Here is a 15,943-nt window from a genome sequence, read left to right on the forward strand (position 1 = left end):
TTGCAGTTTCAAGGGCAATATGCTACACCATGGTCCATGGTGGCGAAAATGCCCCAACGTGACTGTTCGAAAAACGGACAAGAGTCCGCCTGACGTGGAGACATCCCGAATGCCGAAGAAACCCGCTGTGACGCCGCGCGGCTATCGCACCTCGACTGCCGCTCTGGCGGTGTCGGACGTGCCCGCCGCGCTGGCTTTCTACCAGACTGCCTTTGACGCGACCGTTCAGGCCCGCGACACAGAGGACGCCCCCTGCTTTGCCGTCGTCAAGATCGGCACATCGATGCTGTTTGTCACCGCCGGCTGGCCGGGGCATGGCCATCAGCCGACACCGGGCGCGGCCTCGGTTGCGCAGCATATGTATGTCGCCGATGTTGACGCCGCCTTTGCCACGGCCATCGATGCCGGGGCGCAGGCGCTGGCCGCGCCGTCGCTGGCCTATTGGGGCGAGCGCTGTGCCACGATCTGCGATCCCTTCGGCCATGTCTGGACGCTGGCGACCCGGATCGAGGCGCTCGGCCCCGACGAGATCGCCGCGCGGGCCAAGGCGCTGCGCGACACGGCCGAGACCGCCCCGGCGCCGGTCGAAGTTGCGGATGTTGTCGGCTGACAGAGGCTTCGCGTTGCCAATCCGGTGATCCGCACCGTATCACGGGGTGGAAGCCTCAGCAGACAAGATCGCGACAGACATGCAGGAAACACCGGCGCCGACCTTCACGATCCGGCAGAACGATCTTGCCGATCTGGCGTCGCAAAAGCGGATCGGCGACTATCCCGTTGCCGTTCGCTCTGCCCGCGAGGTGCTGGGCGGCGGTTTTGCCGATCAGTCGAAGCATCCCAACACCTGGACCGTCTATTTCCTGGTGGATGATCAATGGGCGCTGGTGGAAAGCGCCCGGGGCCTGCGCCGCGAATGGGCCAGTCTCGACCGGCTGGAGAAATGGCTGCGCGGCATGGGCTTTCGGTTTTTCTACGTGCGCAACGATATCGACCCGGTCGAGATGGAATGGGATGGCCCGCTGGGCGGCCCGGCAATGAAATGAGCCGTCTCAGCCGCACCGAACTGCCCCGGCGCGCGGCGCGGCGCAGACGGGCCAATCGGCTGAGACATTGGCTGACTCCCGCGCCGTGGCGATTTTTCGGGCGGCTGCAAGAGACGGCGAGGCTGTGGATAAAAACACAAGGCTTGCGAATCCTGCTAGAGCTGGAGGACGCTTGGGTAATCAAAAAAGGGAATCACATGCCACCCGCCAAAAAACGCACCCGCAGGAAGAAACTCACCGGTCTCAGCGAGATCTTCAATTACCTTCGCAAGAACACGAAGCCGATCTATATCGTCACCCCGACGCCTTACTCTCTCCTGGGCCTCGATCAATGGGTCGGCGGGCTCGAGTTCATCAATTATTTCGACATTTTCGATGGCAGCCATCCCCGCGCCTTCGTGCCCACCAAGATCATGCATGACGAGTTCCAGTCGATGGAGGACGTGGGCAATTACCTGGTCAGCCATCCGCAGTTCGTCGCCAAGGCCAAGGCCAACCCCGGCGGCAAGGCGATCTTCGTGATGTTCAACGAGACCACCGAACAGCTTTGCGCCGATGCGGGGATTGAGGTCGCCCTGGCGCCTGCCGCGCTGCGCGAGCGGCTCGATAGCAAGATCGTCACCACCCAGCTTGGCAACGAGGCCGGGGTCGATAGCGCGCCGAACATCATGGGCGAGGCCGACAGCTACGAGGCGCTGATGGACCTGGCCAAGAAGGGCAAGCTGGGCTCGGACCTAGTGGTGCAGACGCCCTATGGCGACAGCGGCCGGACCACCTTCTTCATCAAGTCGCGCAAGGACTGGGACAAGTATTCCGCCAAGATCATCGACCAGAAGCTCAAGGTGATGAAGCGGCTCAACCACCTGCCCGGAGCGATCGAGGGCTGCGCCACGCGGCTTGGCACCTTCGTCGGCCCGGTGATGACCGACATCACCGGTTTTGCCGAGGTCACGCCTTACAAGGGCGGCTGGTGCGGCAATGACGCCTCGCCGGCGCTCTTGCCCGAAGGCGTGCCGGACAAGGTGCGCGAGATGGCGCGCAAGTTTGGCGACCGGCTCTACAAGGAGGGCTACAAGGGCGTCTTCTGCCTCGACTTCCTGCTCGATACCGACACCAACGAGGTTTACCTGGGCGAGCTGAACCCGCGAGTTTCCGGTGTCACCCCGCCGACCAACCTGATCACCTCGACCTATGGCGGCTGCCCGCTGTTCCTGTTCCACCTGCTGGAATATCTCGACGTCGATTACGAGGTCGATGTCGAAGCGGTGCAATCGCGCTGGAACGACTACGACAACTGGACCCAGCTGGTGCTCAAGCAGACCGAGGACAAGGTCGAGCTGATCACCAAGGCGCCGCAGTCGGGCATCTGGAAACTGACCGACGACGGCAGTGCGGAATTCGTCCGCCCGGCGCTCAACGTCCAGTCGCTGGGCGATGAGAACGAGGCCTTTTATCTGCGGGTCTATTCGGCGGGTGATTACTGCTATCACGGCGCCGATCTGGGCTGTGTTCTGGCGCGCGGCCGGATGCAGACCGACCGGCGCAATCTGACCCGGCGGGCCAAACTCTGGAATTCGGGCATCAAGGCGCAATTCGAGTCGATCCCGCTGCCGGCGGTGGAGCCGATCGCCATTCCCGACAACATTTCGGACGGCAAGTGGTTCTGACGCGGGCGTGCGCGTCGAAGGAATGACCATGCGGCCGCCCGGGGCATCCGAGCGGCCGCATGTGCGAATGGCGCGCTGAACCGGCGCCGGCCGGGTCAGGCGATCTCGGGGTCGCGGCTCTGAAGCTCCTCCGCCATGTCGACGAACTTCTTCTCGGGCGGCGACAGTTTTTCGTTCGGGGCATGCACCAGGTAGACATCGGCGCCAATCGGCTCGTTTGCGATATCAAGCCGCCACAGCAGGCCGCGCCGGATGTCCTCTTCCGCCGACAGCAGCGGCAGGATGCCAATCCCGAGCCCGGCGACGAGCATCCGCCGCACCTCTTCGAGATTGGTGCTCAGCCCGTTGATTCGGTTGCTCAGGTGCAGCCCCTCACGCAAGATCGACACCGGCTCGAGATCCGGGCCGTCGGTGGCGCAGGCGAAGGAAATCAGCGGCTCGCGCTGAAGCTCCTCGAGCGGAACCGAGCTTGCGCCGAAAAGCGGATGGGTCTGGCCGCAGAACAGGCCAAACTCGCGGCGGAACAGCCGGATCGAGGGCAGGTTGACCAGCGGGTCGACCAGCAGGCAGAAGCCGATGGTCGCCTTGTCCTGCTGGATCGCGCGCACAATGGCCTGGCTGTTTCTCACCTCGCTCTGAAAGGCCACCGACGGGTAGCGCTGGTGATAGAGCCGCATCAGCTCGTCGAGCAGCGGTGACACCAGGTCCGAGATGATCTGATAACGGACCTGGCCGCGCTCTTGCTCGTCGATGTCGTTCACCAGCGACGATATGCGCTCGGCGCTCTGAAAGATGTCGCGGCATTCCTGATAGATCCGGTCGCCCCGCGCCGTCAGGTTGAAATGACGGCTGTCGCGGATGACCAGTTGGCAATCGAGTTGGGTTTCGAGTTTCTGGAGCGCGCTGCTCACCGAGGGTTGGCTGAGCCCCAGGCTCTTGGCCGCTTTGGTGATGCTCTGTTCCTTGGCGATGACGTAGAACATGCGCAGCAGGTTCCAGTTCAGGTCGGAGTGCAGGCGGGAGGTCATGTGCGTTGCTCTGTCGATGCGGTGATCTTCGAAAGACTGCCTAATACCGTGCAATGTACCCGTGTAGCGTGTGCAAAATCCTATGGAGGTATCCCAGTATCCTACAAGATGATGCGTCAAGTACCGTATATGCTAACTTTTTGGGCTCTTTAGTCAAGGAGTGTGACAAATAAAACCGTGACGCTGGGTCCGCTGTCGCGGCGTTCCGCAAAGTAACAGGGGTGGCGGAGTCCGAGCCTTTTTGGGCGGCGGCGGCGAGATTCTTGAGATGGCATCGGCAAAAGGGTTTCGGAATTCCGGCTCGCGGCGGAGGCCATGGGTGCGCCTCAAGAAAAGGGGGGGCGGGGAGGCGCTGCTCTGGTCCGGGCCAGGACCGCCCTGACCCCTGCGCGGGGGCACAGCCGCTGCATCTTGGCGATGGTTTCTCTTCACCAGGCCGCCAAAAGGTTTGACAGGTCCCGATCTGACTCCTAACCTACTACATGGTAGATAACGGAGGAGATATCATGCCAGCCCTTAAAACCATTGCGCTCGTCGCGGCCGCAGGCGCCTTTGCCGCACCGCTTGCCGCCCAAGATTACAGCTGGAAGCCCGACCGTCCGATCAACATCATCGTGCCGTGGTCGGCCGGCGGTTCGACCGATCAGGTGACCCGCGTGGTTGCGCCAATTCTGGAAGAGGCCCTCGGCACCGAGGTCGTGGTGGTCAACCAGCCGGGCGCGTCGGGATCGACCGGCACCAAGGCCGCGCTGGATGCGCCGCGCGACGGCTATACCTGGACCGCCAATGCCATCGCCAACAATGCGACCTATGCGGTGACCGGGCTGATCGAGGATACGTCGATCGAGGATTATCACATCTATCTGCACGTCGCCAACGTGCCGGTTGTCAGCGTCAACGCCGATGCGCCGTATCAGGATTTCCCGGCGCTGCTCGAGGCGATGAAGACCGGTTCGGTCACGGTTGGCACCGCGGGGGTGAACTCCTCGGGCGGCATGGCGCTGGCGGCGATCAAGGAAAGCGCCGAGGGCGATCTGTCGGGCGCGCGTATGATCACCTATGACGGCGGCAACCCGGCGGTGATCGCCGCGGCGAGCGGCGAGGTCGAGGTGACCACCCAGCTGGCGGTGGAACAGACCGAGATGATCCGCGCCGGCCGGCTGCGGGCGCTGACCGTGTTGTCGGATACCGCGCTGAACGTCGAAGGCATCGACCCGGTGCCGCCGATCACCGATTTCATCCCGGATTTCCACGTCGCGGCCGATTACTTCGGCGTTTTCATCCCGATGGGTGCCCCGCAAGAGGTCTATGATACCGTCGATCAGGTCTGGCAGGACCATGTGATGAACAGCGAGGCGCTCAAGACCTATGCCACCGACCGGGGCGCCGTCTTTGCGCCGAGCTACGGCGAGGCCGCGCTTGAAAAGGCGATGCCGGTGGTGATCGCCGAGGCCTGCGCCCGGGTGACCCGCGGCGAAGCGGTCGTCAGCCCGTCGGAAATCGGCATCGATTGCCCGGCTGAATAAGGGCACACTCCGGGTGGGGCCAGATGCTCCGCCCGGACTGCCAAGTGCCCGGCACAACGACAGGTGATTTCATGACTATGGCTATGGCCGACCGCCTCACGGCAGGTCTTCTCTTTCTGCTCGGGCTGGCGCTGCTGGTCGGCGGCTACACGATGGACCGGCTGGAGATCCGACAGATCCACCCGGCCTCGATCCCCGGGCTGGTGCCGATCATCCTCGGCCTGCTGCTGGCGCTCTGCGCGGCGCTGCTGTTCCTGTCGTCCTTCAAGACCGACGACCAGCGTCGGGCGCTTGTCCTCGCCGACGGTTCCTGGGCGCGATTGGGGCTGACGGCGGCAATCTGCACGCTCTACGCGCTCGGGCTGGTGGGCTGGCTGCCGTATTTCTGGGCCACCTTCGTCTTTGCCACTTGTTTCGCACTGCTGTTTTCCTTTCCCCCGGCCGGCGCGCGTCGGGCCCAGGTGATTGCGGTACTCGCGGCGCTGGCGCTGGGCGCCGGGGTGGCGCTGGGATCGTCGTTGCTGTTCGAGAAACTCTTTCTGGTGCGGCTGCCATGAGCGGGCTGGGCGATCTGATCACCGGGCTTGGCACGCTGGCCACACCCGAGATGCTGTTTCACGCCGCCTGGGCGACGCTGCTGGGCATTGTCGTGGGCTCGTTGCCAGGGCTGACGGCGACCATGGGCGTGGCGCTGATGACCACGCTGACTTATTCGCTGGAATCGACCACCGCGATCCTGGTGCTGGTCTGCATGTATGTCGGGGCGATCTACGGCGGCTCGCGCAGCGCCATCCTGCTCAACATCCCCGGCACCCCGGCCAGCGCGGCCACCTCGCTTGACGGCTATCCGCTGGCCAAGGCGGGGCGGGCCGGCTACGCCATGGGGCTGGCGACGGCGGGCTCGGCGCTGGGCACGCTGGCGGGTGTCGTGATGCTGGTGCTGGTGGCGCCGCCGCTGGCCGAGGCCGCGCTCAATTTCGGCAGCTTCGAGTTCTTCTGGCTGGCGGTCTTCGGCATTCTGATCTCGGGTCAGCTCACCGCCGACACCTCGCCCTTGAAAGGCTATATCGCCGGGCTTCTGGGGCTGGCGGTGGCAATGATCGGGTCGGAGGGCATTCACGCCCATGTGCGCTTCAACATGGGGCTTCAGGATCTCAACGCCGGGATCGCGCTGATCCCCGCCATGGTCGGCGCCTTCGGCTTTGCCGAGGTGCTGACGGCGATGTGGAACCGCGCCGGCGAGCTGGCGGTAAAGAAGGACAAGAGCGACCGGACGATCCCCGATCTGGTCGATCTCTGGCGCTACAAGCTGACCATCGCACGCTCGGGGCTGATCGGCACGCTGGTCGGCATCATCCCCGGCGTGGGCGAGGATATCGGCGCCTGGGCCAGCTATGCGGCCGCGCGCAAGACCTCGAAGGAAAAGGAAAAGTTCGGCCACGGCAGCCATGAGGGGCTGATCGCGGCAGAGACCGGCAATTCCGCCGTGGTGCCCGGTTCGCTGATCCCGGCGATCACCCTGGCGGTGCCCGGTTCGGCGTCTTCGGCGGTGCTGATCGCCGCGCTCTTCATCCACGGCATCCGGCCGGGGCCCCTGATCATGATCGAACAGCCGGATTTCATCGGGCTGATCAGCGCCATGGTGGTGATCGCCACGCTCTTCATGGCCTTCTACGGGCTGACGCTGACCAAGGCCTTCGTGCAGGTGCTCAAGGTGCCTTATGCCTATCTGATGCCGGTGGTCTTCGTGCTTTGCGTGATCGGCACCTTCGCGCTGAGCCAGCGGATCTTCGACATCTGGATCATGGTGTTCTTCGGCCTCGTGGGCTTTGTCCTGCGGCAGATGAAATACCCGATGGCGCCGCTGGTGCTGGGGATCATCCTCGGCGATCTGCTCGACAAGAGCCTGCGCCGCGGGCTGACGCTGAGCGATGGCGAGTTGGCGCCGTTCTTCACACGGCCGGTCTCGGCCGGGTTCGTGGCGCTGATCCTGCTGTCGATCGCGATGAACGTGCCGGTGGTGCGGCGGCTGGCGCTGGCGCCGGTGCGCTGGATCGGAGCGCGGCTCGATGCTTGACTATACGCTCTGCAACGAGCTGCTGGCCGAAGAGGGCAAGTCGCTGGCCGAACAGGCCCGGATCGCGGCGGATCTGGGCTATGTCGGGCTGGAGCTGGCGCCGGCGACCCTGGGGGCAGCACCGCACCGGCTGAGCGCCTCCGAGGTGGCCGGCATCCGGCAGACCGTCGAGGATGCCGGGCTGCGCGTCACCGGGCTGCACTGGCTCCTGAGCGGCTACCCCGAGCTGTCGATCACCGATCCGGCGCGGCAGGGCAGGGCGCGCGACATCCTGTTGCGGCTGGTCGATCTCTGCGCCGATCTGGGCGGCGCAGTGCTGATCCACGGCTCTCCGAAACAACGGCTGCGACCGGGGGGCATGGGGGATGCGGCGCTGACCGCCCAATTGGCCGCGTTCTTTGCGCCGGTCGCCGCGCAGGCCGCAGCGCGCGGCGTGACCTATTGCATCGAGCCGCTGTCGCGGGCCGAGGACAACACGGTCAACACCGTGGCAGACGGATTTGCGCTGGCCGAGGCGATCGCCAGCCCGGGGTTTCGCACCATGATCGACATGAGCGCTGCCGGGCAGACCGAGCCGCCGGTGGCCGAGCTGATCCGGCGCTGGGTGCCGGGCGGGATGATTGGCCACATCCACGCCAATGACTCCAACCGCGGCGCGCCGGGCATGGGCGACGACCCGCATTTCGAGATTATCAAGGCCTTGCGCGCGGTGGGCTGGGACAAGCCCGTCGGCGTCGAGCCGTTCCGCTGCCTGATCGACGCCAGCGTCACCGCCGCCACCGGGATCGCCACCCTGAAAGCCTATGAAAGGGCCGCCGCATGACCCGCATCGAACTCCTCTCTGCCTCTGTCGCGGAGCGCCCGGTGGTGATGCGGCTGCCGTTTCAATTCGGCAGTACCGAGGTGCGCGAGACCGCCGAAGCGCATTGCCGGGTCGAAATCATGGTCGATGGCCGGCGCGCCGCGGGGCGCGCGGCGCAGCTGATGGTGCCGCGCTGGTTCAACAAAGCTCCCACGCTGAGCAATGCCGACACCATCGACGAGCTGCGCCGGGTGGTGGCCAGGGCCGTGCAGGCGGCCCCGGGCCAGGCGGGAACGGCGTTGGAGGTTACCCGGGCGCTGCGCGCGCGGCTTTCGCAAGACTTGCCCGAGGTGCCCAGGCTGGCGCGGGGCTTTGGCCCCGCGCTGGTGGAAATGGCGATGATCGATGCCCTTTGCCGGGGGCTGGAACTGCCGTTCTGGCAGGCGGCGCAGGCCGATGTCTTTGGCCTCGCGGCGGGCTGTCCCGCGGATCAGGCGCCCGAGGATGTCACGAGATCTCTGGCGCGGATCGGTCCGCCCGAACGGCTGGTGCTGCGCCATACGGTGGGCTTCGACGCGCCGCTGTGGCGGGCGGACGTGGGGCCCGAAGCGCCCGACGATGGTTTGCCGGTCTCGCTCGAAGAGGTGATCGACCGGACCGGGATCGCCGCTTTCAAGATCAAGCTCAAGGGCGATCCCGAGGCCGATCACAGGCGGTTGCGCGGCATCGCGGCGCTGATCGACCGGGGGGGCGATTATGCGGTGACGCTGGACGCCAACGAGCAATATGCGCCCGAGGATTTCGACCGTCTGCTGCGCGGGCTGGCGGGGGACAAGGCGCTCGCCCGGCTTTATCCGGCGATCCGTTTTGTCGAACAGCCCTTCGCCCGGGAAATCGCGCTGGACACCCCGGTCTCGGCGCCGCTGCCGCTGATCATCGACGAAAGCGACGACAGCGAAGAGGCCTTTGCCCGGGCGCTGGCGCTGGGTTGGTCCGGCACCTCGATCAAGAGCTGCAAGGGCGTGTTGCGTGCGCTTCTCAACAAGGCGCGGGCCGAAGTGGCGGGTGCGCATCTCTCGGGCGAGGATCTGACCTGCCAGCCGGGGATCTGCTGGCTTCAGGACGCGGCGATGATGGCGGCCTGCGGTGTCCGCGACGTCGAGCGCAACGGCCACCATTTCGCCGGCGGCTTGCAGGGCGCACCGGCGGCAGAGCGCGCGGAACTGCTGGCGGCGCATGGCGATGTGCTGGCGGAAATCGACGGGCGCGTAGTGCTTCGGATTGCCGGTGGCGCGGTTGAGATCGGGTCTCTGGCACGGCCGGGACTGGGCTGATAGGATGTGCGTCTGACCAGAAGTGACGAGGATGAATGGCCAAGCAAGTGACCCCGATCCGCAAGGACCGCAAGCGCAACCCGGAGGTGACCCGCGCCGCCATTCTCAACGCCGCTCTTCAGGAATTCAGCGAGGTCGGCCATTCCGGCGCCAGGGTTGACCGCATTGCTGCCCGGGCCGGTGTCAGCAAGCCGATGATCTACGATTACTTCGGCGACAAGGATGCGGTCTATGCCGCCGCCCTGCGCGAGGCCTATGTGCAGATCCGCCAGGGCGAGATGACGCTCAACCTGGATACGCTGGCGCCGGAAGAGGCGATCCGCGCGCTGGTGAAGTTCACCATGAACCACTTCTGGAGCAACCCGTGGTTCATCCGCATGCTCAACACCGAAAATCTGATGGGCGGGGCGACGATCCGTGACCTCGACGACGCCACCGATATTCAGTCGGTGCTGTTGCAGCGGGTCGAGGAGATCCTGCGGCGCGGTCATGACGACGGGCTGTTCCGTGCCAGCATCACCCCGGTCGAGCTTTATATCTTCATCGCCTCGGTCTGCTGGTTCCCGATCTCCAACATGCATACGTTGTCGGTGGTGTTTCAGGCGCCGATCGGCGAGGACTGGTTGAAGGACCACGCCGAAAAGGCCGCCGGCATGATCATCGGCTACCTCAAGTCCGTCGAACCCGCCGCCCCGTAATGCGCGGCGCCAGCCTGTTGTAATCTCACCCTGTTTCCAGAATGCGCCTTGCTTCAGCCAGTTCCGCCAATCGCTGGATCGGCGGGTTGGCGGCATGCCGGCGCTTGACACATTTGGCATAACCTACTAATTAGTAACTTACGAGCTACCAACCGGTAGGCAAAGGGAATCACTGCCGCGCGCCTGGCATCGGACAAGTGCGGCGGCGGGGTGGAGGACATCGGGTCAGAGGGTGGCCCGGCGGGATTTCAAGCAAGGGAAGAGACCATGGCACAACAACGCATCGGCATCATCATGCATGGTGTTACCGGACGGATGGGGATGAACCAGCACCTGATCCGCTCGGTTCTGGAGATCCGCGATCAGGGCGGCATGCTGCTGAAAGACGGTGATCGTCTGGTGCCCGACGTGATCATCGTCGGCCGCAACGAAAAGAAGATCGCCGAACTGGCCGCCAAACACGGCGTCGAACGTTACACCACCGATCTCGATGCCGCGCTTGCCAACCCCGATGACACCATCTTCTTTGACGCCGCCAGCACCCAGATGCGCCCCGGTCTGCTGCGCAAGGCGATCGACGCGGGCAAGCATGTCTATTCGGAAAAGCCGGTCTCGGAAGGGCTGGACGAGGCCATTGCGATTGCCAAACATGCCAAGGCCAAGGGCGTCAAGAACGGCATCGTGCATGACAAGCTCGATCTGCCCGGTCTCGTCAAGCTCAAGCGCCTGCGCGACAGCGGCTTTTTCGGCAAGATCCTCAGCGTGCGCGGTGAGTTCGGCTATTGGGTCTTCGAAGGGGACTGGATGGCGGCGCAGCGCCCGTCGTGGAACTACCGCAAGCAGGACGGTGGCGGCATGGTCTCGGACATGCTCTGCCACTGGCGCTATGTGCTCGACAACGTGGTCGCCCCGGTCAAGGCGGTGTCCTGCAACGCCGTGACCCATATCCCCGAGCGCTGGGACGAAAACGGTGACCCCTACAACGCCACCGCCGATGACGCCGCCTATGCCACCTTCGAACTCGAGGGCGACATCATCGCCCATATCAACAGCTCCTGGTGTACCCGTGTGCGCCGTGACGATCTGGTGACCTTCCACATCGACGGCACCCATGGCAGCGCGGTGGCCGGGCTGCACACCTGTTACAGCCAAGCGCGGGTGAACACGCCGAAGCCGGTCTGGAACCCGGACCAGAAGCAGACCATGAACTTCTTCGAGGATTGGGTGGAGGTGCCCGACAACACGGTGTTCGACAACGGCTTCAAGGTGCAATGGGAACAATTCCTGCGCCATGTGGTCGAGGATGGCCCGTGGTCCTACACGCTGGAAGAGGGCGCCAAGGGCGTGCAGCTGGCGGAACTGGGCTACGAAAGTTCGGAAAAGCGCTGCTGGCTCGACGTGCCGGCGCTCGACATCTGAGGGGGCTGACATGGCACAATTGATCCTTCCCACCCCCGGTGGCGGCACCGCCGCGCTCGAGATCACCGCCGGCCCGACCCCTGTGCCGGGCGGCACCTGGACCCGTACCGCCTATGCGGCGGCCCATGTGGTGGCCGATCCGCTGGCCGAGGTCGACCCGGGAGAAGGCGTTGCTGTCGATTGGGACCGGACGCTGGCCTTCCGCCAGCACCTCTGGTCGCTGGGCCTTGGCGTGGCCGAGGCGATGGACACCGCGCAGCGCGGCATGGGGCTCGACTGGCCCACCTCGCTGGAGCTGATCGGGCGCAGCATGGACGCCGCGCCCGAAGGCGCGCTGATCGCCAGCGGCGCAGGGACCGACCATCTGATACCGGGCCCTGATGTCAGCATCGACGACGTGATCGCGGCCTACGAGATGCAATGCGAAGCGGTCGAAGCCACCGGCTCTCGCGTCATCCTGATGGCCAGCCGCGCGCTTGTGCAGGCCGCGAAGGGCCCGGAGGACTACGCCCGGGTTTATGGCCGCGTGCTCGCGGGCCTCAAACAGCCGGCGATCCTGCACTGGCTGGGCGAAATGTTCGACCCGGCGCTGGCGGGCTATTGGGGCGACGCCGACCACATGCAGGCGATGGAAACCTGCCTTTCGGTCATCGCCGACAACGCCGACAGGATCGACGGCATCAAGGTCTCGCTGCTCTCGGCCGAGAAGGAGATCGCGATGCGCCGCCGACTGCCCGAAGGCGTGGTGATGTATACCGGCGACGACTTCAATTACCCCGAGCTGATCAAGGGCGACGATCAAGCGTTTTCCCATGCGCTGCTGGGCATCTTCGACCCGATTGCCGGGGCCGCCTGCCGGGCGTTGAGCGCGCTCGCCGAGGGCAATGACGCAGCCTATCATGCCGCCTTCGATCCCACCGTGCCGCTCAGCCGGCACATCTTCAAGGCGCCGACGCGGTTCTACAAGACCGGGGTGGTCTTCATGGCCTATCTGATGGGGCATCAGGATCATTTCACCATGGTTGGCGGCCAGGAAAGCGCGCGTTCCACCCTGCATCTGGCCGAGGCGATCCGGCTGGCCAATGCGGCACAGCTCTTTACCGACCCCGAGGACGTGGTGCGCCGCGCCACGCCGGTGTTTCAGGCACGAGGGGTCTCGGCATGAGAACGCTTTCCGCATCCGACCTGTCGCTGAACACCGCGACCGTCAGCAAGCAATGGAGCCTCGAGGAATGTATCGAAGGCTGCAAACGCCACGGCATCGGCGGCATCGCTCCCTGGCGGGACAAGTTGCAGGACTGCGGCGTCGACCGGGCCGCCAGGCTGATCCGCGACGCCGGGCTGGGCGTTTCGGGGCTGTGCCGGGGCGGCTGGTACACCGCAGAGGGCGCGCTGACACAAGGCGTCATCGACGACAACAAGCGCGCCGTAGATGAGGCCGCCGCCATTGGCGCCGAATGCCTGGTGATGGTGGTGGGCGGGCTGCCGGAGGGGTCGAAAGACCTTGTCGGCGCGCGCGAGATCGTCACCGAGGGGCTGGCGAAGACGCTGGATTATGCCCGGACGCAGGGCGTCAAGATCGGCATCGAGCCGCTGCACCCGATGTATGCCGCCGACCGCGCCTGCGTGAACACCACTGGCCAGGCGCTCGATATCTGCGACCAGCTGGGCGATGGGATCGGCGTGGCGCTGGATGTCTATCACATCTGGTGGGACCCGGAGATCGCGGCGCAGATCGAGCGTGCCGGCAAGGAACGTCTGCTCGCGTTCCATGTCTGCGACTGGATGAGCCCGACGCAGGACATGCTGACCGATCGCGGCATGATGGGCGAAGGGGTGATCGACATCCCGGCCTTTCGCAGCATGGTCGAGGCGCAGGGCTTCGACGGGCTCGTCGAGGTCGAGATCTTTTCGGCCGCAAACTGGTGGACAAAGCCCGGCGACGATGTGCTGAAAGCGATGGTTGGCGCGTTGCCGGCGATCTGACGGCACGCCCAACAGAAACGCCCTCCCTGCCGATCGGGGCAGAGAGGGCGACAGTGCGGGGCAGGGGAGTTAGCGGGTGCGGCCCTTGCCCCACATGTCGATATCGGCGCCAAGTGCCTGTTTGAGCGGCTCCGAGGCACCGTCGAGCGCCTGCAACACCGAAGCCTCCAGCTCCACATCCAGAAGCTTCTTGAGCCCGCGGCTCTGTTCGCCGTTGCGCGTGCCGACGATCACGCCGCCCACGGCGGGGCGCGATTTCAGCCAGCCGATGGCCAGTTCTTCCATGCTCAGCCCGGTCTCTTCGGTCAGCGTCCAGAGCGCATCGAGCAGCTCCTGGCCGGCCGCTTCGGCGCCCTCTTCCTTGTGCACCACCTCGGCCCATTTGCGATGATCGAACATCCGGGTGCGGGCGCGGTTGACCGGGAAGTCCTGCAACGAGCGGTACTTGCCCGCCAGCAGCCCCTGCATCAGCGAGGAATAACACATGATCGGCACGCCGGCCGTTTCGCATTTGGGCTGCACCTCGAATTCGATGGCGCGGTAGAACAGGTGATAGGGCAACTGGTTGACCGAGATCTCCCCCAGCGCCAGCGCCTCGTCGAGATCGGCGCTGCCGAAGTTCGACACGCCGTAATGGCCGATCTTGCCCGCGTCCTTCAGCGATTTGAGCGCGCCGAGGGTCTCGGCCAGGGGCACGTCGCGGTTGGGCCAGTGCAACATGTAGATGTCGATGTGATCGGTGCCCAGATTCTTGAGGCTGCGCTCGCAGGCGGTGATCACGTCGTCGGGCGCGGCGTTCTGTTCCGCGACCTTGGAGGAGATCACGATTTCCGAGCGCTGCGCGCCAAGCGCGCGGTTCAGGAGCTGCTCGGAATAGCCGGCGCCATAGGCCTCGGCGGTGTCGAAGAAGTTGATGCCGACATCGAAGGCGGCGCGCAGCGCCTCGATCGAGTCGGTCTCCTCCTGCGCGCCGAATGCGCCGGCGCCGCCCATGCAGCCATAAACGATGGGGCTGGTTTTCAGGCCGGTGTTTCCGAAAGTCTGGTTCACAGTAGATACCTCAGGTTGAAGTTTTGGGTTACACGCCGATCAGGCTCGGCAGGGTGAGGGATATCGCCGGCACGAAGGTGATCAGCATCAGCGCCACGAAGATCGCGATGTAGAACGGCCAGATCGTGCGCACCGCCTTTTCCATCGGCAGCCCGCCGACGGCACAGCCGACGAACAGGCAGGAGCCCACCGGCGGGGTGCAGAGCCCGAGGCCGAGGTTGACGAGCAGGATCATGCCGAACTGGTAGGGGTCGACGCCCAAGCTGTTGGCCACCGGCAGAAAGATCGGCGTGCAGATCAGGATCAGCGCCGCCATGTCCATGATCATGCCGAGCATCAGCAGCACCGCGTTGATCATCAGCAGGATCAGGATCGGGTTGTCGGTCAGCCCGGTCAGAAGCTCGATGGTCAGGCTCGGCACCCGGTAGAAGGTGAGCATATAGGCAAAGGCCGCGGCACAGGCGATCAGGATCATCACCATCGAGGTGGTCTTGACCGACGAGGACACCGCGATCTTGAAGTTCGCCCAGGTGATGTTGCGATAGACCAGCAGCGTCACCAGGAAGGCATAGATCGCGCCGAAGGCCCCGCTTTCGGTGACGGTGAAGACGCCCGAAAGCACGCCGCCGACAATGATCACCGCCGTCAGCAGTCCGGGGATGGCGCTGAAGAAGGTGAAGGCCAGCGCCTGCCAGCCCGGAAAGCGCTCGGCCCGGTAGCCGCGCTTGACCGCGACGACATAGGCCGCGGCGGCGAGGCAGAGGCACATCAGCACCCCGGGCACGACGCCGGCGAGAAAGAGCTTGGAGATCGAGATGCCGCCGCCCGCGGCGATGGCAAAGATGATCATGTTGTGCGACGGCGGGATGATGATCCCGGCGATCGAGGAGGTCACGGTGACATTGACGGCGTAATCGGCGTCATAGCCCTTGTCCTTCATCACCGGCACCAGGATCGAGCCCAGCGCCGAGATATCGGCGATGGCCGAGCCCGAGATGCCGCCGAAGAGCATCGAGGAAAAGACGTTGACGATGCCGAGCCCGCCGCGCACCGCGCCAACGGCGGCCGAGGCGAAGCGGACCAGCCGCATGGCGATGCCGCCGTGAAACATCAGCTCGCCGGCAAAGATGAAGAACGGGATGGCCATCAGCGAAAAGACGTTGATGCCGGAAATGATCCGCTGAAAGCCCACCATCAGCGGCAGGCCTTCGTACCAGAAGGCGGCGATGGCCGAGATGCCGAGCGCGAAAGCCACCGGAGTGCCGATGACGACGCAGAAGGCAAACAGCCCGAGAAGCAGCATGAGTCCCATT

General features: G+C 64.9%; 15 protein-coding genes. 12 read left to right on the forward strand and 3 right to left on the reverse strand.

The genetic code is table 11. The features are described from left to right. Window positions 1–109 precede the first annotated feature (109 nt). The 3 genes from PVW49_RS02795 to PVW49_RS02805 all read left to right on the forward strand — a co-directional run bounded on the left by PVW49_RS02795 (window position 110) and on the right by PVW49_RS02805 (window position 2,710). The gene (locus tag PVW49_RS02795; protein ID WP_074834650.1) at window positions 110–610 is read left to right on the forward strand and encodes a VOC family protein; all 501 of its coding nucleotides are present in this window, start codon (window positions 110–112) and stop codon (window positions 608–610) included. 79 nt (window positions 611–689) lie between these two features. After that, window positions 690–1,043, forward strand: a complete 354-nt coding sequence (locus tag PVW49_RS02800; protein WP_048530352.1) for a hypothetical protein — start codon at window positions 690–692, stop codon at window positions 1,041–1,043. A gap of 197 nt (window positions 1,044–1,240) precedes the next feature. Next, a complete protein-coding gene (locus PVW49_RS02805; protein ID WP_048530353.1) occupies window positions 1,241–2,710 on the forward strand; it encodes a biotin carboxylase in 1,470 nt (489 codons plus the stop codon). A 95-nt stretch (window positions 2,711–2,805) separates the two neighbouring features. On the opposite strand, the gene PVW49_RS02810 is transcribed toward PVW49_RS02805, so the two are convergent. Continuing rightward, on the reverse strand, window positions 2,806–3,738 hold the full coding sequence (locus PVW49_RS02810) for a LysR family transcriptional regulator (protein ID WP_082154407.1): 933 nt from the start codon (window positions 3,736–3,738) through the stop codon (window positions 2,806–2,808). Between the two features lie 506 nt (window positions 3,739–4,244). Between PVW49_RS02810 and PVW49_RS02815 the strand changes: the two genes are divergently transcribed. From PVW49_RS02815 to PVW49_RS02855, 9 genes are all read left to right on the forward strand, one after another. Next, a complete protein-coding gene (locus PVW49_RS02815; RefSeq protein WP_048530354.1) occupies window positions 4,245–5,264 on the forward strand; it encodes a tripartite tricarboxylate transporter substrate binding protein in 1,020 nt (339 codons plus the stop codon). Window positions 5,265–5,347: 83 nt separating this feature from the next. After that, a complete protein-coding gene (locus PVW49_RS02820) occupies window positions 5,348–5,821 on the forward strand; it encodes a tripartite tricarboxylate transporter TctB family protein (protein ID WP_074834655.1) in 474 nt (157 codons plus the stop codon). Continuing rightward, window positions 5,818–7,341 carry a tripartite tricarboxylate transporter permease gene (locus tag PVW49_RS02825; RefSeq protein ID WP_048530356.1) on the forward strand — a complete coding sequence of 508 codons (1,524 nt, stop codon included), beginning with the start codon at window positions 5,818–5,820 and terminating at the stop codon, window positions 7,339–7,341. Before PVW49_RS02820 ends, PVW49_RS02825 begins: the two co-directional genes overlap by 4 nt. Beyond that, window positions 7,334–8,164 carry a sugar phosphate isomerase/epimerase family protein gene (locus tag PVW49_RS02830; RefSeq protein ID WP_274589841.1) on the forward strand — a complete coding sequence of 277 codons (831 nt, stop codon included), beginning with the start codon at window positions 7,334–7,336 and terminating at the stop codon, window positions 8,162–8,164. Before PVW49_RS02825 ends, PVW49_RS02830 begins: the two co-directional genes overlap by 8 nt. Then, the gene (locus tag PVW49_RS02835; RefSeq protein ID WP_274589842.1) at window positions 8,161–9,477 is read left to right on the forward strand and encodes an enolase C-terminal domain-like protein; all 1,317 of its coding nucleotides are present in this window, start codon (window positions 8,161–8,163) and stop codon (window positions 9,475–9,477) included. Before PVW49_RS02830 ends, PVW49_RS02835 begins: the two co-directional genes overlap by 4 nt. Before the next feature lie 35 nt (window positions 9,478–9,512). Beyond that, window positions 9,513–10,175 carry a TetR/AcrR family transcriptional regulator gene (locus tag PVW49_RS02840; protein ID WP_274589843.1) on the forward strand — a complete coding sequence of 221 codons (663 nt, stop codon included), beginning with the start codon at window positions 9,513–9,515 and terminating at the stop codon, window positions 10,173–10,175. 267 nt (window positions 10,176–10,442) lie between these two features. After that, window positions 10,443–11,594: a Gfo/Idh/MocA family protein gene (locus PVW49_RS02845; RefSeq protein WP_274589844.1), complete on the forward strand. Its 1,152-nt coding sequence runs from the start codon at window positions 10,443–10,445 to the stop codon at window positions 11,592–11,594. A 10-nt stretch (window positions 11,595–11,604) separates the two neighbouring features. Next, the gene (locus PVW49_RS02850) at window positions 11,605–12,759 is read left to right on the forward strand and encodes a dihydrodipicolinate synthase family protein (protein ID WP_274589845.1); all 1,155 of its coding nucleotides are present in this window, start codon (window positions 11,605–11,607) and stop codon (window positions 12,757–12,759) included. Continuing rightward, complete coding sequence (locus PVW49_RS02855) at window positions 12,756–13,580, forward strand: sugar phosphate isomerase/epimerase family protein (RefSeq protein WP_274589846.1); 825 nt, start codon at window positions 12,756–12,758, stop codon at window positions 13,578–13,580. Before PVW49_RS02850 ends, PVW49_RS02855 begins: the two co-directional genes overlap by 4 nt. Window positions 13,581–13,649: 69 nt before the next feature. Here the strand turns inward: PVW49_RS02855 and PVW49_RS02860 are convergent, their stop codons facing one another. Both PVW49_RS02860 and PVW49_RS02865 read right to left on the reverse strand, forming a co-directional pair. Beyond that, on the reverse strand, window positions 13,650–14,630 hold the full coding sequence (locus PVW49_RS02860) for an aldo/keto reductase (RefSeq protein ID WP_074834667.1): 981 nt from the start codon (window positions 14,628–14,630) through the stop codon (window positions 13,650–13,652). Between the two features lie 28 nt (window positions 14,631–14,658). Further along, a complete protein-coding gene (locus PVW49_RS02865; RefSeq protein WP_048530372.1) occupies window positions 14,659–15,942 on the reverse strand; it encodes a TRAP transporter large permease in 1,284 nt (427 codons plus the stop codon). Window position 15,943: the final 1 nt, after the last annotated feature.

Origin of the sequence: Marinovum sp. PR37 (assembly GCF_028807375.1) — a bacterium.
Classification (GTDB): Bacteria; Pseudomonadota; Alphaproteobacteria; order Rhodobacterales; family Rhodobacteraceae; genus Marinovum; species Marinovum algicola.